This window comes from Lysinibacillus sp. NPDC093712 (assembly GCF_050280025.1).
Taxonomy (GTDB): domain Bacteria; phylum Bacillota; class Bacilli; order Bacillales_A; family Planococcaceae; genus Lysinibacillus.
Window position 1 is genome coordinate 116,336 of the sequence record NZ_JBNNUU010000001.1, and the last position, 19,182, is coordinate 135,517.

General features: G+C 34.1%; 27 protein-coding genes and 1 riboswitch. Of the genes, 25 read left to right on the forward strand and 2 right to left on the reverse strand.

The window, feature by feature from the left end; genetic code table 11:
- Positions 1 to 20 precede the first annotated feature (20 nt).
- The gene (locus ACQKNX_RS00585; RefSeq protein WP_427427096.1) at positions 21 to 317 is read right to left on the reverse strand and encodes a hypothetical protein; all 297 of its coding nucleotides are present in this window, start codon (positions 315 to 317) and stop codon (positions 21 to 23) included.
- 68 nt (positions 318 to 385) lie between these two features.
- Here ACQKNX_RS00585 and ACQKNX_RS00590 point away from each other — a divergent pair, with 68 nt between their 5' ends.
- The 11 genes from ACQKNX_RS00590 to ACQKNX_RS00640 all read left to right on the forward strand — a co-directional run bounded on the left by ACQKNX_RS00590 (position 386) and on the right by ACQKNX_RS00640 (position 8,237).
- Positions 386 to 907: an N-acetyltransferase family protein gene (locus ACQKNX_RS00590; protein WP_427427097.1), complete on the forward strand. Its 522-nt coding sequence runs from the start codon at positions 386 to 388 to the stop codon at positions 905 to 907.
- 83 nt (positions 908 to 990) lie between these two features.
- Positions 991 to 1,950: a DUF2268 domain-containing putative Zn-dependent protease gene (locus ACQKNX_RS00595; protein WP_427427098.1), complete on the forward strand. Its 960-nt coding sequence runs from the start codon at positions 991 to 993 to the stop codon at positions 1,948 to 1,950.
- 10 nt (positions 1,951 to 1,960) lie between these two features.
- Complete coding sequence (locus ACQKNX_RS00600) at positions 1,961 to 2,230, forward strand: hypothetical protein (RefSeq protein ID WP_427427099.1); 270 nt, start codon at positions 1,961 to 1,963, stop codon at positions 2,228 to 2,230.
- Between the two features lie 36 nt (positions 2,231 to 2,266).
- Complete coding sequence (locus tag ACQKNX_RS00605; protein WP_427427100.1) at positions 2,267 to 2,506, forward strand: hypothetical protein; 240 nt, start codon at positions 2,267 to 2,269, stop codon at positions 2,504 to 2,506.
- Between the two features lie 470 nt (positions 2,507 to 2,976).
- Positions 2,977 to 3,399 (forward strand): hypothetical protein, encoded by a 423-nt coding sequence (locus ACQKNX_RS00610; RefSeq protein WP_427427101.1) that lies wholly within the window; start codon positions 2,977 to 2,979, stop codon positions 3,397 to 3,399.
- A 49-nt stretch (positions 3,400 to 3,448) separates the two neighbouring features.
- Positions 3,449 to 3,622, forward strand: a complete 174-nt coding sequence (locus ACQKNX_RS00615; RefSeq protein ID WP_427427102.1) for a hypothetical protein — start codon at positions 3,449 to 3,451, stop codon at positions 3,620 to 3,622.
- Positions 3,623 to 3,743: 121 nt separating this feature from the next.
- Complete coding sequence (locus tag ACQKNX_RS00620) at positions 3,744 to 4,181, forward strand: hypothetical protein (RefSeq protein WP_427427103.1); 438 nt, start codon at positions 3,744 to 3,746, stop codon at positions 4,179 to 4,181.
- 253 nt (positions 4,182 to 4,434) lie between these two features.
- Positions 4,435 to 4,890 (forward strand): GNAT family N-acetyltransferase, encoded by a 456-nt coding sequence (locus tag ACQKNX_RS00625; RefSeq protein ID WP_427427104.1) that lies wholly within the window; start codon positions 4,435 to 4,437, stop codon positions 4,888 to 4,890.
- 103 nt (positions 4,891 to 4,993) lie between these two features.
- A complete protein-coding gene (locus ACQKNX_RS00630; RefSeq protein ID WP_427428242.1) occupies positions 4,994 to 5,641 on the forward strand; it encodes a DUF3885 domain-containing protein in 648 nt (215 codons plus the stop codon).
- A gap of 810 nt (positions 5,642 to 6,451) precedes the next feature.
- Positions 6,452 to 7,363 carry a glycine betaine ABC transporter substrate-binding protein gene (locus ACQKNX_RS00635; protein WP_427427105.1) on the forward strand — a complete coding sequence of 304 codons (912 nt, stop codon included), beginning with the start codon at positions 6,452 to 6,454 and terminating at the stop codon, positions 7,361 to 7,363.
- 133 nt (positions 7,364 to 7,496) lie between these two features.
- Positions 7,497 to 8,237, forward strand: coding sequence for an alpha/beta hydrolase (locus ACQKNX_RS00640; protein WP_427427106.1), 741 nt, complete (start codon positions 7,497 to 7,499; stop codon positions 8,235 to 8,237).
- A gap of 71 nt (positions 8,238 to 8,308) precedes the next feature.
- On the opposite strand, the gene ACQKNX_RS00645 is transcribed toward ACQKNX_RS00640, so the two are convergent.
- Positions 8,309 to 9,181: a DMT family transporter gene (locus ACQKNX_RS00645; protein ID WP_427427107.1), complete on the reverse strand. Its 873-nt coding sequence runs from the start codon at positions 9,179 to 9,181 to the stop codon at positions 8,309 to 8,311.
- A 356-nt stretch (positions 9,182 to 9,537) separates the two neighbouring features.
- Between ACQKNX_RS00645 and ACQKNX_RS00650 the strand changes: the two genes are divergently transcribed.
- The 14 genes from ACQKNX_RS00650 (at position 9,538) to ACQKNX_RS00715 (ending at position 19,034) form a co-directional block, all read left to right on the forward strand.
- The gene (locus tag ACQKNX_RS00650) at positions 9,538 to 10,029 is read left to right on the forward strand and encodes an N-acetyltransferase family protein (RefSeq protein ID WP_427427108.1); all 492 of its coding nucleotides are present in this window, start codon (positions 9,538 to 9,540) and stop codon (positions 10,027 to 10,029) included.
- Positions 10,030 to 10,500: a DinB family protein gene (locus tag ACQKNX_RS00655; protein WP_427427109.1), complete on the forward strand. Its 471-nt coding sequence runs from the start codon at positions 10,030 to 10,032 to the stop codon at positions 10,498 to 10,500.
- A 19-nt stretch (positions 10,501 to 10,519) separates the two neighbouring features.
- Positions 10,520 to 11,065 carry a hypothetical protein gene (locus tag ACQKNX_RS00660; protein ID WP_427427110.1) on the forward strand — a complete coding sequence of 182 codons (546 nt, stop codon included), beginning with the start codon at positions 10,520 to 10,522 and terminating at the stop codon, positions 11,063 to 11,065.
- Between the two features lie 171 nt (positions 11,066 to 11,236).
- Complete coding sequence (locus ACQKNX_RS00665; RefSeq protein ID WP_427427111.1) at positions 11,237 to 11,377, forward strand: hypothetical protein; 141 nt, start codon at positions 11,237 to 11,239, stop codon at positions 11,375 to 11,377.
- A 143-nt stretch (positions 11,378 to 11,520) separates the two neighbouring features.
- Positions 11,521 to 12,150 carry a class I SAM-dependent methyltransferase gene (locus ACQKNX_RS00670; protein WP_427427112.1) on the forward strand — a complete coding sequence of 210 codons (630 nt, stop codon included), beginning with the start codon at positions 11,521 to 11,523 and terminating at the stop codon, positions 12,148 to 12,150.
- 58 nt (positions 12,151 to 12,208) lie between these two features.
- Positions 12,209 to 12,973: a DUF4085 family protein gene (locus tag ACQKNX_RS00675; RefSeq protein WP_427427113.1), complete on the forward strand. Its 765-nt coding sequence runs from the start codon at positions 12,209 to 12,211 to the stop codon at positions 12,971 to 12,973.
- Between the two features lie 213 nt (positions 12,974 to 13,186).
- On the forward strand, positions 13,187 to 13,840 hold the full coding sequence (locus tag ACQKNX_RS00680; protein WP_427427114.1) for a hypothetical protein: 654 nt from the start codon (positions 13,187 to 13,189) through the stop codon (positions 13,838 to 13,840).
- Between the two features lie 173 nt (positions 13,841 to 14,013).
- Positions 14,014 to 14,238 (forward strand): hypothetical protein, encoded by a 225-nt coding sequence (locus ACQKNX_RS00685; RefSeq protein ID WP_427427115.1) that lies wholly within the window; start codon positions 14,014 to 14,016, stop codon positions 14,236 to 14,238.
- A 527-nt stretch (positions 14,239 to 14,765) separates the two neighbouring features.
- The gene (locus ACQKNX_RS00690) at positions 14,766 to 15,029 is read left to right on the forward strand and encodes a DUF3953 domain-containing protein (RefSeq protein WP_427427116.1); all 264 of its coding nucleotides are present in this window, start codon (positions 14,766 to 14,768) and stop codon (positions 15,027 to 15,029) included.
- Positions 15,030 to 15,468: 439 nt separating this feature from the next.
- On the forward strand, positions 15,469 to 16,257 hold the full coding sequence (locus ACQKNX_RS00695; RefSeq protein WP_427427117.1) for a GNAT family N-acetyltransferase: 789 nt from the start codon (positions 15,469 to 15,471) through the stop codon (positions 16,255 to 16,257).
- Positions 16,258 to 16,334: 77 nt separating this feature from the next.
- Positions 16,335 to 16,775, forward strand: coding sequence for a cell wall hydrolase (locus ACQKNX_RS00700; protein WP_340825471.1), 441 nt, complete (start codon positions 16,335 to 16,337; stop codon positions 16,773 to 16,775).
- Between the two features lie 193 nt (positions 16,776 to 16,968).
- Positions 16,969 to 18,114: a PstS family phosphate ABC transporter substrate-binding protein gene (locus ACQKNX_RS00705; protein ID WP_427427118.1), complete on the forward strand. Its 1,146-nt coding sequence runs from the start codon at positions 16,969 to 16,971 to the stop codon at positions 18,112 to 18,114.
- Positions 18,115 to 18,145: 31 nt separating this feature from the next.
- Positions 18,146 to 18,243, forward strand: a riboswitch (guanidine-I (ykkC/yxkD leader).
- Between the two features lie 135 nt (positions 18,244 to 18,378).
- A complete protein-coding gene (locus ACQKNX_RS00710; protein WP_173478319.1) occupies positions 18,379 to 18,720 on the forward strand; it encodes a DMT family transporter in 342 nt (113 codons plus the stop codon).
- Complete coding sequence (locus ACQKNX_RS00715) at positions 18,720 to 19,034, forward strand: DMT family transporter (protein WP_427427119.1); 315 nt, start codon at positions 18,720 to 18,722, stop codon at positions 19,032 to 19,034. The genes ACQKNX_RS00710 and ACQKNX_RS00715 overlap by 1 nt, the downstream gene beginning before the upstream one ends.
- The last annotated feature ends 148 nt before the right edge of the window (positions 19,035 to 19,182 follow it).

Genomic DNA, 19,182 nt, shown 5'->3' on the forward strand with positions numbered 1-19,182 from the left:
ACATCGCTGATTGACAGGGCTTAATCGCCGATAGCGGGGAGCAAATCGCCGATAAAACCCTGGGAATCGCCGATAGCGGGAAGTAAATCGCCGATAAAACCCTGGAAATCGCCGATAGCCGGGAGCAAATCGCCGATAAAACCCTGGGAATCGCCGATAGCCGGGAGCAAATCGCCGATAAAACCCTGGGAATCGCCGATAGCCGGGAGCAAATCGCCGATAGCCGGGAGCAAATCGCCGATAGCCGGGAGTAAATCGCCGATAGCCGGGAGTAAATCGCCAGCAAACTCATGAGAATCGCCAATAACCGTGGTCAAATCGCCACAAAACCTGCGTAAATCACTACTATAAGAACATATCAACCTCCATTGGAGTGACGTATCGTATGAATAAAAATTTTAAGATTAGAAAAGCAACAGAACCAGATGCGAAAGCAATAGCAAAAGTACATGTCGACAGTTGGAGAACAACATATGCTAACATCGTTCCTGATGAATACTTAACAAATTTATCGTATGAAAATCGAGAACAGCTATGGATAAAGAATATTTCAAATGACGTTGTATTTGTAGCGGAAAATAATGAAGGACAAATTATTGGTTTTTCTTCGGGCGGTAAAGAAAGAAGCGGTAAATATCTTGAGTTTGAAGGGGAGCTATATGCCATTTATCTTTTGAAAGAATGTCAAGGACAGGGGATTGGGAGAGCACTTGTTACAGCGATCGTAGAAGAAATTAAAGCAATGGGATTGCGTTCTATACTTGTGCTTGTCTTGAAAGATAATAGTTTTCATCGATTTTATGAAGCACTTGGCGGAAAAAAGATAGATACTGTTGAAATTCAGATTGCAGGCAAAAAACTAGATGAACTTGCTTACGGGTGGGAAGATATTCGGAACATATGTTAATTCCCACACAAGAAATAATAAATTTATATGAAAATATGGTAAAATTTATTTAAAATATATTTTTTTTGGAAGGTTGTATTTTATTGATAAAATTACCGAGAATAGTTACAGTATTTATACTAATATGCACAATTCTAACGCTTGCTTCCTGTACACAAACAGAGGAATCTCATAAAAAAGAAGATGTAGAAAGTATCGTTACATCTTTTGAACACCCTCAATCAAAGCAAAAGTATAAAATAATCAATGCCTATAAACTTTATGACAACTATCAAGATAAGGTTGAAAGTAACCCTAAACAATCAAAACAAGAAATTTATAAAGAAGAGGTTATTGAACCAATCTATAGTGATTGTTTTGACAATGGCGAATATCTTCATATGGCACATTATGCACTAAACGTAGCGCCCGACCAATTAACAGAAAATCAATTATTGAGTGGAAAAATTGATAGGGAAGAAACAGAAAAGCTTATAAAAGAAGCTCTTTTTAAATCTTCAGACCTTATTCCGTCCGAAAAAGAAACGACTGTATGCGTTTTTCCTGCCACTAATGTAAACGCTTATATGATAACGGTGGGGGCGGGGAAAATCACAGTGCTATACAATAAAGATTATACGGAAGAGGATATAGGAATTGGCATATCTCACGAATATCATCATAGTATTTGGGCTGAGAAGTATGTAAAAAAAGGTATGCAATTCACGGTTTTGGATAACATGGTTTTGGAAGGGAAAGCAGTTATGTTTAGTAATTTAGTTTATCCTGATTATCCTAATGATTATGATAATATATTGTACTCTGCATACGACAAAGCTAACTGGTCAAAAGTTGTAGGAGATTTAAATAGTACTAACTTAAAGCGGTCACAAGAAATTAATTTTGGAGGGGATGACCTACTATATTCATATGGCTACAGTGAGGGCTATAAAATGGTTAAATCCTATCTTAAATTACACCCAAATGTAACGCCAGAGGAATGGACTGCCCTAAACGCAAAAGAAATATTTGAAAAGGGTAAGTACCTCGAACATTATCAATGAGGGATGGAAGATGGAGAAAATAAATGAAGTCATTAAAATACTAATAAATAAAGGTTTGATAAGTAATGATCGTCTAACATTAAAAACGTTAAAAAGCGGAACGACGAATGGCGTATTATTTACGCTCTGCATTAACAATACGCCGACCTTTGTAATAAAAATAGATAACCCAGCCATTATTACTGCAACTAATGATTTTCTATCCGCATATCGTGATGTAAAGCTATTGCCTGATGTTCTTTATACAGACGTAAACAAAGAATTTATTGTCTACTCTTAGTTTTCTGGAGAAACACATGTTAATCGAGGATCTAAATTGGATTGGATGGAAGTTTTAATAAAAGAGTTATTTAATTCATACCAACGAGTAAACAAAGACATTCCATGGGGAAGGGTCAATGGACTACATAGAAAATATTGGTCAGAATTTAATGAGAGTAGTTTAGTATTTGCTCAAAAGAGCATAGAAGAAAAACTACCAAAAGATGACCATATGAGAGTAGGGATGTTGGTAAAAAAATTAAGTGCTCATCATACCCAAGAAGAGAAGTATTAATTACATGGTGATACGAGTGTTCACAATTTTGTATTTTTGGATAATAAAATCAACGGTGTTATAGATCCGTCACCGCTAATTGGGCCAAAAATTTATGATTTTACTTATGCTTTTTGCTCTTCACTGGATAGCTTAACTATGAATACACTCTTGTCATCGTTTGCGTTGTGGAATAGCGATTCTTCATTTTCAAAGGACCGGCTTGTGGACGAGGTGCTTTTTCAATTATACACACGTATTGGCGTATGTATTCAAGTACATCCACACGACCTAGATGCTTACTTGGAAGCATGGCAAGAGTGGAGAAAATACCTATAATAATTGTGTTATTTAACGACCAATGAGTTGCTACGGCAGCTCTTTTTTTCTAATAGAAGGTTAAGTGATGATCATTTGTATTTATGGAATTATTTATAACTAAATTAAATTTTAATCGTCTAATCAGTAAATATATTGAGGGAGTGTAATACTTGAGGTATTCAAAACTTATATTATTTACTGCGATTGTGGTCTTTTCATTTTTTCCGTGTAAAGCAAAGGCAACAAGCTGGGCATATCCTTTCGTTGTTTGGGATGCTTATATTTATGTAATTAGTGATGAATATGTAGAAAAGATTAATAAAGAAATTGGTGAAGTCACAAAGTATTCAGATATGGAACAATATGAAGGCAACTTTTCAAATGCATATCCAAAAGGAACGAAATATTATTCAATTGATGGAATAGATCCAGATACTGCAATTGCAATCCACATAGGGAATGGTCAATATTTAAAAGCAATTAGAGAAGGCGAGTATACTTACCGTAAAAATTACATCCAATATGTCTATAAAGGTTTAGGGATTTTTGCGATTTTAATTGTAGGTTTTATTATCTTTACTCAATCTAGATAAAATCTTTAACAATATGCGAGCTCTCTTTAACTATGAGGAGGTTTTACTTGTGAAATACATTAAAGGCTTATATGTAACACTTGTACTAATGATGGTAGTTAATTTGATAAACACTACAATATTTAATGATAAATATTCGGGGATATCGATGTTCGTTTGTTTAGGCCTATTTTTAATTGGATCTACCTTTTTTATCAATGCCAAACAATTAAAAGGAAAGTAAGCTTTTCAATAAAGGGGCGTTAATGATAGATTATGGGTTGCTCCGGCAGCTCTTTTTTCTTTCTTGAACTAACGAATAGGTTAGTTCAAGAAGAAAGTAAGGTCGAAAAGGGGTGAAATAGATGAGTAATGATAAAAAACGATATAAGAAAATAATTGGCGAAGTAATATACGGCACGACTACTGAAGAACGATTTAAAGAAGTACACGGAATAACACTTGAGGAATGGAAAGCAAAAGGAGAAGAAAGGTTTAAAGCTAAAACAGGGATGAGTTACGATGAATGGTATATTAAAAAGGTTCGTTCTTCGACACCAATTGATTATCTTAAAAATCTCAATGGTGTTGGTTCTCAGGATGATGTAGAACTAGTTAAGGATCTACAAGAGTTGGGGTTAAATGATGGTGTTATAAATGTATTACTGGATTATGTAAAAATTGTTAGTAAAATAGGATTTTTTCACTCGTTAGTAAGAGAAATGGGTGAAAGTTGGCTCGATAAGGATGTCTCAACTGTTGAAAGCGCAATGGCCTTTGTTAGGAAAGAATGGAATAACTAAAGTCCTCAAAATATTATCTCCAACATATCCATTTTGAATTAACGGGGTTCTTACTAAAGTTTAGTGCAAAAGGATTATTATGAAAAAAATGGTATAATAAAAAAGCCTAAAAATGTATAGTTATAATTTTAGGTAGTCGTAGTTAGAGGAGGCGTTCATTATGACAAATACGAAATTTTATAAAATTAATGGCTATAAGGGGATAACGACTTATTAACTTTGACGTTTCCCCGCATTTTGAAAGGGGAAAATTATGATTAAAGAAAATGTGAAAATCGTAGAATTAAATGCAGAAAACTGGTATGACTGTTGTGAATTAGAGATAGCAACAGAACAAAAAAAATACATCGAATCCAATGCTATATCAATAGCTCAGTCAAAGTTTGAGCCTACTTTAAAGCCATATGCAATTTATTTAAATGAAAAAGTGGTCGGCTTTTTAATGTACAATTCTGTTCAAGAAGAACTTGATGGTTATTGGGTATATAGAATAATGGTGGATAAGGAATTCCAAGGCAAGGGTATCGGTAAAGCAGCAACTAAATTAATGCTTACAGAGATGGCAAAATTACCGAATTCAAAAAAAGTTGTTGTAGGTTATCATCCTGAAAATTTGGGTGCACATAATTTATATGCGAGTCTAGGGTTTATGGATGAAGGTCATCAGTTCGGTAAGGAAATGGCAGTAATAAAATATCTTACCGAGTGATAGGATGATAGAATATTGAAATGAGTAAGGACCATTTTTTTGGTCCTTTCTTTTTGTGCTAATGGTGCGTTAAAAAACAATAAAAAGAATGGAGTGAACAACGATAGATTTAGGTCAATATTTAACTAGTACATTTCCAGGGCTTACGTTAGTGCCTAGTCTTTATCAACAATGGGACATAGGTATTCACTTTGAATTAGGAGCTGGAATGTATCAATTTAAAGACGATGGTAGTCTCAATTACGAGATGTTTGATTGCGTGTATAGTCAGGTATTGTCTATTTTCAACGAACTTTTCTCTGATTCAGATGAAATTTTTCTTGTTACGAATGTTTATCAGTACAAGTCTTGCGAAATGAATAGAATAAATGTTTATAATCACTATTTAAAAAATAAAGATGTAAAACTTCGTTTAAGTCAAGAAACGTTGCCAAATGTATTTGATGAGGAGACAGATGATTATTATACATCGCGCTTTTCTTTAAAGTGCCGCAAACAAGATATTAAATATCCATTACTTACTAAAGCAGCGTGTAATGAAGATTTCCCTTTAAAACCAAAATTCCGTTCAGTTGCAAACTATCCAGATGTATTTTTTATAAATATCACTAAAAATGTGGTCTTTTTTATTTATGATGATAGAGGATGTGAGGTCATCGCAACGAATAAGGAAACCATCTTCCCTTTATATGAAAAATACGGCGATTGGCTCGATGAGTATACACGAGAAGAGATTGTTGAACGTTTTTAAATAGGAGCGGCATTATTTATCAAAAGAGTTTGGTTTCCGCATATATTAAGCCTTGGAGAAGTGGATGTAAGAGGTGTAGAGATAATTAAATGGAATAAGCCACCACGTTATAATAATGTTTGTTCTTCAATAAACGCCTTGGTGTATAGATCATCGAGGCATCTTCCCTTTAGAATTGCTATTAGAGAGAGGACATTGTAAAAAATTATAGAAAAATTCTTAATGAAAAAAATTTAATGATTAATTCTACCGTTATTTCACTTTCTTCTTTCCTATTGACTTCAAGATGACACCAATGAAAAAGAAAATTATATATACATTAATATAAGTACCATAGTTTACTCGAACCTCGTGAAAATACCCCATTACAAATATTAATTTTAATAATAATAAAATGCTTCCCACAAATAAAAATATATTTGCTATTAAATTTCTATTCAAATCTTTCCACATCTCACTTCTCCTAACCAATAATCTTTCCGCCAACTTTTACCTTTATTTTAATTCATTCATTTCATTTATTAAATAAATTATGGAAATATACTATGAAAAACGATTCTTATAAATGTACTATTATTATTTTTTTGGAATAAAGAAATGAGAGCCAATTTAAAGGCTCTTTTTGTCAATGATTATGTTAGTGAATGTGCAAAAATGGGTATCTCTAGTAAGGGAGTCGTTTGACAAAAGTAACAACCTGTTGATAAAATCAAGTTGTTACTTTTGGTAGCTGAGTAAAAAAAATTAAATAAAGGGTTTCTTAGGAAGACAATGAAACGCTAAGTTTTCAAACTAGGGGGAAGAAAAAAGATGAAATTGAAATCGGTAGGACTCACTTTAGGATTAGCCACTATGCTACTTTTAACGGGGTGTGGTGATGGGGATAGTAAAAAAGAAGATGGCAATTCAACAGGCAATGCGCCAAGTATAGGGGAACAAGTAGATTATAAGATTATTGGAATTGAACCAGGAGCCGGGTTGACTGAGCTTGCGGAAAAAACTATAGAGGAATATGAAAACTTAAAAGGCTGGGAACTTGAACAAAGTTCAACGCCTGGGATGTTAGGCTCTTTAGAGCAGGCTATTCGAAATGAAGAGCCAATTATTATTACTGGATGGACACCACATTGGATGTTTTCATCTTATGATTTAAAATTTTTGGAAGATCCTCAAGGGACATTAGGTGGATCGGAAAATATTAATACACTTGCACGTAAAGGTTTGGAAAAAGACCTACCTGATGCATATACAATACTGGATAGATTCTACTGGGAACCAGAAGATATGGAAGCTGTAATGTTTGAAGCACAAACAAGTTCATTTGAAGAAGCAGCAGACAAATGGATAGAAGAAAACCAAGAAAAGGTAAATGAATGGACGAAAGATGCGAAAAAAGTAAGCGGAAAAGAAATTGAATTAGCTTCTACTCCGTGGGATTCAGAAAGAGCTTCAAGTAGTGTACTACAGGCAGTATTAGAAGACCTCGGATACACTGTCACAATTACACCAGTAGATCCTGCCATTATGTTTCAAGCAATCGCTACAGGCGTAGCTGATGCAACGGTAGCCGCTTGGTTACCAACAACACATAGCTCTTTTTATGAAAAATATAAAGATGACTTCGATGATTTAGGTGAAAACTTAAAAGGAACAAAAAATGGATTTGTCGTTCCTGAATATATGGATATAGACTCCATTGAGGATTTACAGCCGAAGAAGTAACACTAATACGAAAGGGGAATTTCCTACTAAAGAGGGGAATTCTCCTTTTTCACTTGTCGTTAAATCAACAATAGATGTTATACTCTAATTTAATTAATGAAAGTCTAAGCATACGTTAGTGAGGTATTCAATAATGATGAAAATAGTACCCCCTAAGCCATTTTTCTATAAAGGTGGTGATAAGGCAGTTTTACTATTACACTCTTTTACAAGTAATACGATTGATATGAAAAAGTTAGGGAAGTTTTTGCAACAAAACAATTATACTTGCTATGCACCATTATACAGAGGACATGGTTTAACAGCAGAAGAGCTACTCACATATAGACCGACAAATTGGTGGCAAGATGTACTAGGCGGTTACCAGTTATTGAAGGATGAAGGCTATGAAAAAATAGCCGTTGTTGGCCTTTCTCTTGGTGGTGTACTTGCATTAAAAGTTGCGCAAGAACTGGAGGTAACTGGTGTTGTGACAATGTCAGTGCCAATACGTAGGGAAGCTGCTTTTCTACAAAAGCGTGTTTTTCATTATGCAAAAGGCTATAAACAACTTGAAGAAAAAAATGAAAACCAAATAAACGCAGAAATAACACGATTGCAAAATATGTCAATCGATTCATTAGTTGAGTTTCAACACCTCATTCAAAAAACGATGGAACAATTAGCACTTGTAACGTCACCAATCAGTATTTTATATGGTGCATTAGATGATTCATTGTATAAAGACAGTGCAGATATAATTTTTCAAAACGTAGCGACGCAGCATAAATCGATGAAAGGGTATCCGAACTCTAAACATTTAATGACATTGGGCATAGACAAAAATAACGTGAACAAAGATATTCTGACATTTTTAAATGATTTACTTTGGTAATTTTTAATTCATAAAAGCGTGTAATAAAAAAACAGTGGGAATGAAATACTTCCCACTGTGTATGACGATATTTATTGTTTCAAAAATTTAAGTGATTTTATTTCGCTAACAAAAGTTGAGACTAATAGTAATGCACCACCGAGCATTTGAAGCACTGTCATTTGCTCATGCAGTAGTAAAGCCGAAACTAATATAGCTACAAATGGATCAACATAGCTTAACATCGCAATACTTTGCCCTTTAAGTTTTTCCATACCAGAAAAGAATAACCAAAACCCAATCCCCGTATTAAAGATTCCTAATATAAAAATAAAAGGGATCGAAGAACTCGCTACATTCAACATGCCAAAGCCAGAAGTAAAGAACACATAAGGCATAAGAAGTATAGCAGTTGTGCCAAGCTGAATAATTGTCAGCTCCAGTTTTTCCATATCTTTAATAAATTTATTTAATAGTAATAAAGCAGCGTAAAAAGCAGCTGCAACTAATCCATAAAAGAGTCCGAGGAGATCATCCGTTTTAGATGCACTCAGACCTTCCCCTACAATCAAAACTAACCCGATAATCGCGACCATAATACAAACTACTTTTTTAAGTGACAATTGTTCTTTCAGTATAATTGGAGAAAGAATCATCACAAACACCGGTGCAAAGTAGTAGCCAAGTGTTGCGTTGGCAATTGTCGTATGGTCATAGGATTGGTAAAGAAAAACCCAATTCCCCCCTAATGCAATACTGGAAAAAATTAAAATAGATGCATTCGACTTCACTAAATGCCATGATATTTTTTTCTTCATTATAAAAAAAATTACCGTTAAAAATAAGCACCCTATAAAACTGCTTAGTAAAGCTCTTTCGCTCGAAGAAAGATCAATTTTTCGAACAACTAAACCGATTGTACCGAAAATGATCATTGATAAAATAAACTGAATTTTAGATTTCATCGTTTACTCCTTCGAATCTGCGAAACAGCTTATATCTCGCAGATTCTTAATCTGTTTTGTATATAAGCTTGTTCAATGCTGCCTGAGCAGCTGGAGTAAACGGTGGTGGTGATGTTGAAAATGGCTTCCAAATGCAGACTTTTGAATTGGATAATGACATAAAAATTTCCTCCCGTTTCAATAAAAATTTTATTCATTATTTATTATACTAAATATATGCTGATAAATATTTTTAATTATTAGATTTTTACGCACTGAGCAAAAATAGCCATTTTTCTGCATTGTGCGTTTTTGTTACAGAAGGAAAAAGCGTTTCTTATATAGAAGTAAAATCAAAAGAATTAGGGAGGATAAACATGGTTACGATTAGAAATGTTGAAAAAAATGAATTGGATTTTTTGACCGATATGCTTTATGAATCGATCCATATTCTTGAGAACAAACCTAAAAAAGAGGATTTAATCAACTCAAGTCATATTAAAAAATATCATGAAAACTGGGGTAGAGAGGGAGACATAGCATTAATTGCATTCAATACGGATAACAAGCCTGTGGGTGCTGTTTGGTATCGCTTGTTTAACGAAAGTAATAAAGGATATGGCTTTGTAGATAGGCATACGCCTGAATTAGGAATAGCTGTAGCTGAAGAAGTTAGGGAAAAAGGAATAGGAACGTTGTTGATGAAGGCAATAATTGATCAAGCAATTAATGAAAGATATCAATCTATTTCTTTAAGTGTAGATCTTGAAAATAGCCATGCAATTCACATTTATAAAAAATTAGGTTTTGAGGAATATGAAGTATCCGGAACATCTATGACAATGGTGTTTAGAGTAAAGGGAGATTAGATGAATATTTATTGTAAGAGCGCACTACATCAAATCAAAGTCGCTGTGACGACAATTGTTCAAATGATAGAAAAGTTAGCAGAACACGACTTGCATAAAAGGCCTACACCGACTAAGCATTCCATTGGCGAGTTATTAGAGCATATTGCAATGATTTGTGAAGCGGATGCCCTTATTGCAGACGGGTCTTCCAAAGAAAAGATGGATGAATATTATGCTAGTGTCTCCTATAACAACTTAGCTGACATGAAAGAGGGATTAATAAAAAATTATCTTTTTTTAGAAGATAAATATATGCATTATACAGAAGATGAACTTCAGGAGGAAATGACCTCTTATTGGGGTGTAACATACTCACGCTATGAATGGTTGTTAGAGATCGTTGCGCACATTTACCATCACCGAGGACAATTACACGCTATGCTTGTGCATTGTTATGGAAAAGATTTTGAGATTTCGTTGTTTGAATAATAAAAGTGGAGGGATGAATATGAAATTTATTGGCTTAAACAAGAAAACGAAGCGTTTATTTTATGGATTCACATTGTTTTTAGTTTTGGGATTAATAAGTTTGAATTTGGCCGATTCTGCTAAATTGAACTACAGAGATGCTCGTAATAACTTTATTAGTGAGTTTAATGGAAAGAACATTAGCGACAATGATATTAAAAACATCGAACATACGCTGGAAGCCATTAATGAACAATTTCATACGTCAGAAAGCATTGCCATTTATGTCAAAAAAGACGGCATTCAGGATGTACAATATTTAAATTTAGATTTTAAAGAGGCTAAACATGTGTTTCCGTTAAATGCGGATAATAAAGAGAATTTGCTCACTACATTCTTTTATGTAACTGAAGGATTTAAAGCAGGGGAATATTATATTGTAAATCGCTATTTTCCAGATTGGTTTTATGTATTCCCAATTGTATGTTTCACTGTAAGTGCGGCATTATTTGTACTTTGGATTGTATTTCAACTTAAGTATATTTACAAGACAAAACGTTTTAAATTCAGATTTAATCTTAACTGATTGATGAGGTGGGAAAATGTATTGGGAGACTCTTCCTACTTGGGTTTGGATTATTTATTACACATTTATACTAGCAACATTGGGTGCTGCAATATTGAGTATAGTACGATAATTTTTGCTATGACTATACCGATAATTAGTATTATCAATAGCATTGGGAGAGAAAAAGGGGTGGATGAGTTCGAACATTTTATTACGCAGTTACAACAAGGCTTCAACTGGCCTATTTATGTAATTGTAGGATTCTTTTATTTATTTGTTTGGCGGGCTGTTTATCTAATCAAAAATAAAATGAAGGATGTATCTTATTGAATACATATGAAATTTACTCTCCTGAACAAGAAAAAGAATGGGGAACATTAGCGATTACGATAAAGCAAAGCTAATTAGTTGAATTAACGTGATAGCTGAGAGAAACTTAATTTTACTAAATTAAACTAGCTAGGAGATACGATATGATGGAATTTTGGGAATCAAGCTTTATAGAAAAACAAACAATGTGGGGATTTGAACCGACAGACTCAGCAATCGTTGTAAAGGATTTTTTCCTTGAGAGAAATGTGAAAGATATATTGATACCAGGTATTGGATACGGTAGAAATGCAAAGGTTTTTACTGACAATGCAATCGATGTAACAGGTATCGAGATTTCACAAACAGCGATTGACTTGGCAAGACAAAATGGGCTTGATATTAATATTTTTCATGGTTCCGTAACTGCTATGCCTTTTGAACATAAACTGTATGACGGTATATTTTGCTATGCCCTTATTCACTTATTGAATAAACATGAGCGTGAGAAGTTTATTCAAGATTGCTATAATCAGCTAAAGCCAAATGGCTATATGATTTTTACAACAGTTTCACAAAATGCCCCTATGTTTGGCAAGGGTAAACAATTAGATAAAAACTATTTTGAGGTAATGGAAGGCGTCAACATGTTTTTTTATGATGCTGACTCCATAAAACAAGAATTTGAACAATATGGGCTAGTCGAGTTTACAGAAATTGATGAGCCAAGCAAACATGCGGAAAATAAACCTCCTATAAATTTTATAATGATAAAATGTGAGAAAGAATTATAAGTACATTAGAAAATTGTAAATCGCTACCGTATTTCATTAGATAGAGAGGCGAGATTCAGTGAAATATTTTACTAAAGAATGGTATGAACTGTGTCAAAAAACAAGTTTTTATTTGAATTTAGAGGAAGAAAAGCAAGCTGAAACGTTTTCTGAAGAATATTTTCAACAACTCTACAATAACGAGTTAAACAGCTGGCTTGAATTACAAGAAGAAATTTCTTCTATATTGGAATCAAACGATGATGATCAAAACGAATATGAACCTTTTAATAAAAATTTGGCCATTAAACAATTTCATGATGGTTTCATCTATAATAAACATCGTTTAAAAAACGAATTGCCAGAAACGATTTTAAATCAGATAGCTGATATACGAGTTTTTGCTTTATATAAAGCAACTCGTACAGTTATAAGCGCGGTAACTAAATTTTCTGAGGAAAATGAAAGGTCAGTTACAGCCACAAGTGCCGAATATAGAAAATATTTTAAAGAAGCTTCTAGTTCATTTGAAAAAGACATAGTTGAAAACTTTGGATTTCATGATTGTACGATTATAAAATCTGTGCAGCATGACAGGTCATTAACATTACACCTTGATAATACAGGTGGTTTTACAGATATAGAGGAAGTCACTTTTGAAAATTATCAAATTATAAAACAAGATGGTTTATTGGAAGATTCATGGTGGTTGTATAACGAAGTATATAAAGTAAATGACAATTACGAGTTCCACGTCCTGCTTCAAAAAAGCGAAATGGGGTTAATGGACTTTATTATTTGTGCGGATCAAGTTTCCTTTAAAAGTAATAAAAATCATGAATAATTCGATGAGGGCTTTACTCTGATCTAGAGAAGAGCCCTTATCTTCTTTTATTAAATTGGTTTTAAATAGAAATACAAGGATAATGTTTCAGTCTAAAGGAAATTGCTGATAGTGCAGAGGAGAATTAGAAATAAATAATAGCAAAAAGAGAGCAATTGTTTCTCGTGATAAAGGTGTTAGTTTTCAAAAGACGTCTTAAAAGGAGGTGTTAAAATGATAAGAAATAAAGCCGCACTTATTTGTTCAATTGTTATTTTAGGTATATGCATGTACTTATATTTTCCGTTTCCTAACAATGAAATGTTAGATGCTTATTCTACATTCATGTCGTTTCCTATTCGCAATCAAGATGGATACATAGTACTTGGAATAATAGGTTCTGCAATGTTTCTAATTGCTATTATATTACTGGTGATAGGCATGAAGAAATATCATTTCTGGACTATAGTAATAGTCGTCATAGTATATACATTTTTACCAAAGTTCCTCATTATGACTTACCAAGAAACATTAGCGAGTGGCATTATGGCCATTTCATACGATGGGGAGGGTCAATGTAATTTTGAAAATGTGAGTGAAGACTTAATAACTGGTGAATGTAACCTTGTATTACATAATCGAAGCAATGAAGCAGTGACATTTGAATTAGAATTTTTAGACCCCTATTTCATGGAAGATGAAGTACGAATGGAGTCACTTATGAATGTAGCTGGTCCATATAGTATAACAATCGAAGCAAATCAAGAAAAATCAATTCATATAAAGGAACTACTCGATTTATCAGGCGTTCTTAAACATATTGAAAGTGGAACATCATTTAATGTTCATGTAAATTTAATTGACGGAGAGACAAAACGTACTCTATAGGTCAATTTTGATTGGGTAATGATTGGGTGTTCTACTATTGAGAGCTTGCTAGAGGTGCATGTCATTTCTGAAGTTTTATTAGAGATTGTAAACATTTGGTTATTTTTCGAAACTTTGTCTTGTGTTGAATCGTAAAAGTATTAACTACAAAAGTTAATGGGGGGTGGATGCACATGAGTAGAAGTAAAATATTCACAATCTTTTTCTTAGTCATCTTTGTAGGACTAATTGTAGTGGGTTTTTACACTATGAATGATGTTCAAATCGAAAGCACCTATCAACTTGATGAGCAAAGCATTATAGAAAGAAATGGCGAACATTATTTGTTAATTGATAATCGCGAGTTGTCTTTATCGAAGAAGTATTACGATAAACTCGAATTAGAAAAATACAACTAATACAAAATTAAGTATGTTTATAATTGATTGAAAAATAATGATGGTGAAGTTGTAGCACTTAAAAGATATGGCGAACAGCCTTGGGGTCAATAACGGAGGAACAGGGAATCGCCGATAAAACCGTGTGAATCGCCGGTAAGTCACCAGAAATCGCCGATAAAACCGTGTGAATCGCCGGTAAGTCACCAGAAATCGCCGGTAAAACCGTGTGAATCGCCGATAAATAACGAGAAATCGCCGATAAGACAGCCAGAATCGCCGATACCTCCTAATGAACAAAAAAAGATGTGTACTGGAAATGGATTTCAGTACACATCTCAACGTCAATTGACTAGCTGTTTCTTCTGTTGAAGCAGTCGTCTCTTCTATACTAGCAGCGGATTCCTCTGAGACGTCAGCAATATTGCTAATGGATAAATTGAGTTTTTCACCTTTGTGGACGAAATTTTTAAGTTCGCTAGATATTATACCAACTAAAGTAAAAAATGAAATGATATTGAGGAAGGAAGTTAAGTGGGAGGTAAAAAATGAAAGAAAAAAAGTTTAATATTTTGATGTTAATGCAACTATTTTTTGCAATCCTTGTTATGGTAATTAGTATTTACGTCAAGGTTACGGAAAATTACTATTTATTCCCATTTATGTTCGTATTGATGGGTGTCATGTTCCTAATAATAGGGTTACGAGAATATAAAAGAACGAAAAATTTATTATGGGGTGGCTTCTTTTTATGTACGGCATTATTTATCTTATTCGTTGCCATTCAAGGCATTTTAATTAATAACGTTTGATTGAGGATTTGCTATAACGGAGCGCAAAGGAATGGTTTAATGCATTTAGCGAGTGAGCAATATCAGTTACATGATAGCTATTTTTTCGTTATTGATCCATTTATGTGTGGTATTATCGGAACTTTCGTTGTTGTGATTATATTATTTTTTGTATGGAAAAGAAGAAAAAAGAAAACTATTAATAAAAGAAACTTTTAATAGTTTGATGGAGGAAAGGCAATGGATCTTAACTAAAACAAAATAGAAATATTAAAAATCAAAAAATACTTGGTTCGTTATGGAGTATTTGTTTTACATTATCGATTCTTTTATTCGTTTTAACGCTATATTAATGGACAATTTACCTTCGAATTTAACCGTATTTATTAATTCAATAAAATATCTTATGAAAAAAATGTATTTACGTATTTTGAAATATACATAAAGGGGTTTTAGCAAAATGATTCTAGTACCAAAAGAGCATTATAGTTTAATAAAGAACAAACTTGAAGAAGCACCAACGTTTGTATTTAGTGTGTTGGATTCTACTATAGAAGGAATTGTTTATGCAAATTGTGCCGATTACGAATCATTGCTTATTCAAACAGATTCAGGATTGTACTATATTACAGGGCAAACAATAGATGAGCTATTAATACAGAAGCTTGTTAAATTTTTTGAGGAATCTGTAAATCGAGCGAAACGATTTACTTTATTTTCTGCTAATCCTGCTTGGGATCAGGCAATTGAAAAATGCCTTAATAAGCATGTAGGGAAAATTCAAAGGTATGCTTATTCTTTTGATACAATGAAATATAAAAGTAGAAGAAGAAGCGATAATTGCGAGTATGATATTGCAAAAATAGACCAATTCGACATTCAACAATGTTTAGAGTTTGATAAAGCATACTATGATGAATATTGGGATTCTGCGGATAATTTTATTCAAAATGGAATTGGATTTTGTGTGAAGGATAGGGGGAAGATTATTAGCGAATGCGTTTCGATTTTTAAATCAACAAAATATGCAGAGATAGATATCGTGACCGACTTGAATTATAGAGGAAAAGGGTTAGCGGGTATTGTGGCTGAACAGTTTATAGATTATTGTCTTGCAGAACAAATTCAACCACGCTGGGATTGTGATGTTGATAATAGTGCTTCCATTAATTTAGGTAGTAAATTAGGTTTTACAAATGCGAGAAAATATAGCGTCTATTTTAAAAATAGCCAAAATGTCCAACGGTAAGCTAAAAAGCATTCTTCTTAATGAACAGTGACACAATTTTTGCCTTCTTGTCATACAATAATCGTGGGGTGATATAATTGCCAAGAGCAAAATACCGTGATGCAGATGTCGCTTTAATGGCGAGGATGATGAGAGCAGAAGCTGAAGGTGAAGGAAAACAAGGAATGTTGTATGTTGGAAATGTCATTGTTAATCGCCTAGTATCAAATTGTTTAGATTTTAAAGATTTAAGATCAATTGACGATGTTATTTATCAGGTACAGGGCGGAAATTATTCTTTTGAAGCGGTTCAAAAAGGGAATATGTTTTATCAACGAGCAAGGGAAACTGAGAAAAGATTAGCGAAACAGAATTTGGACTATTGGAGGCAACACCCAGCGAAATTTGCCCTCTGGTACTTTAATCCATATGCTCCGTGCCCTCCGACGTGGTATGGGCAACCATTCACTGGTCAATTTAAAAATCATTGTTTCTATGAACCTGCACCGGATACATGTGAAGGGGTTTATACTGGATAGGTAGCGATTTCGGGATGAGGGGCTTTTGCAAAGCTCCTTTTTTTGCTGTAAATTATGTTGAATGCATTGCATCCTTGTAGATTTCCAACCTTAATTACCAATTTTTGTTGCCTTTTTCACTAAAATCTTATAAGGTAAATATAAAAAGTGTAATTTTACACTTTTGTATTATGGGAAGAAGGAGGACAAGGCAATGATAGTTTTGCAATTAATATTCGTGTTCATCGGTGTGTTATTTTTTACTGGAATAATTGCTTTTACTTTATTATTAAATGGTGCTATTCATTATTTATATCTTCTCTTCGTGCTATCGATAAGCTTCTTTTTACTCTATACGTTTCTAATTTTAGATTGGTTTAAGACAAAGAAGCGGAAAGTAGTGGTTTCGACAATTATTGGTGTTGCTGTTTTAATCGCTTCTATTGCACCGATTCAGTATCATTATAAAATGAGTATGGCTACTGTCGATGCAGAAATCAATGAGTATTACTATGAACCATTCGTAGAGCAGAATAAGGTCGTGAAGAACGATAAAAAAGCATCATTACAATTGGCGGAGCCACTTCCACGCTTAGATGGTGCAACGGCCATGTATCCATTATATGCAGCTTTTGTAGAAGCGACATATCCAAAAAAGGACTACCCGTATTATGATAGTGAGGTTAAAGTAAGTCGAACGCCTGAGGCTTATCAAAATTTAATTTCAGGTGATGTGGATGTCATTTTTGCTGCGGCGCCTTCTGAGTCACAAATTAAGATAGCGGAGATCAATGGGCTGACATTTGACATGACACCGATAGGGCGAGAAGCATTTGTCTTTTTTGTCCATCATAAAAATATTGTTGAAAATTTATCGCTTGAACAAATCAAACAAATTTACGCTGGAGAAATAACAAACTGGCGTGAAGTTGGAGGTGCCAATGACTCGATTCGTGCATTCCAACGACCTGCTGATAGCGGTAGTCAAACGACACTAGAAAAAATGATGGGTGATACTGCACTAATGGAGGCGCCAGCAGAAGATGTAGCATCTGGAATGGGCGGCATTATCCATGAAGTATCTCAATATCGAAATTATAAAAATGCAATTGGTTTTACATTTAGGTATTACTCGACAGAAATGGTCGGCAATAAAGAAATTCAATTATTGTCCATTGATGGTATAGCGCCGACGAAGGAAAATATTCGAAATGGTACATATCCGCTAACGTCGGAATTTTATGCAGTGACTACTGGGACAAAAAAACAAAATGTTAAGCAGTTTATTGAATGGATTGTGTCACCAGAGGGGCAGGCATTAGTTGAGAAGGTTGGCTATGTACCAGTGGAAAGTTTTTAAATTATTTGCTATACTAAAATGACAATTAGATATGATAGTTTTCTAGGGTTCCGTAGCGATAGCTAGTCTGGTCCGAGAGAAAACCACAAAATGTATTTTGTGACACGGAAGGATAAAAGCCTGGGAGATACTGTTGAAAAACAGTGTTTCTTTAGGCTTTTTTTATTTGCCTTCAATACTACTGCCCTAGATTTTGCTACAAACTAGGAAAGAACTTTGAAGCTGTTTTGTGTCTCATATCTATAATGAAATGGAGGAATACAAATGAACAAACAATGGATTAGTGTCCTTGTTGCAGCTTTTTTTGAGGTAGGCTGGGTAATTGGTTTAAAGCATGCAACAAGCATACTAGAATGGCTTGGAACAGCTATCGCCATTTTTATTAGCTTTTATTTATTAATTAAGGCTGGTGAGCATTTACCTGTAGGGACGGTCTATGCAGTATTCGTAGGACTAGGAACTGCCGGTACAGTATGCGCAGACAGCTTGCTGTTTGGAGAACCATGGAAGCTAGCTAAAATATTATGTATTGTCGTGTTGCTCGCTGGTGTTGTAGGTTTGAAGCTTGTAACAGGTGAACCAAAGGATAAAGAGGTGAAAGCATAATGGCATGGGTAGCATTAGTTATCGCTGGAATCTGTGAAATGATGGGTGTTTTTATGATTAGTAAATACAATGATGTAAAATCGGTAAAAAATTTAGTATTAATGATTGTGGCTTTTACGGTTAGTTTTTTAGGGCTTGCCTTTGCGATGGAAACATTACCGATGGGGACAGCTTATGCCATTTGGACAGGTATTGGGGCAGCCGGGGGAGCGTTGTTAGGTATGTTCTTTTTCAACGAATCTAAAGATTGGCGACGAATCGTTTGTATTGCCCTAGTTTTAGGAGCCGCCATTTCCTTAAAATTATTATCTTAGTGCCAGTCACTCAAACAATTCTGAAAATTATTTTATGGATAACTAAGTAAAAATCCACGAAGCCTCCTGCGAGAATGCACGTAATGTAAGTCGCAACAAACTGCGCGTTAGCGAGGGTTGCAGCTTACATCGTGTCCGCGGAAAGCGA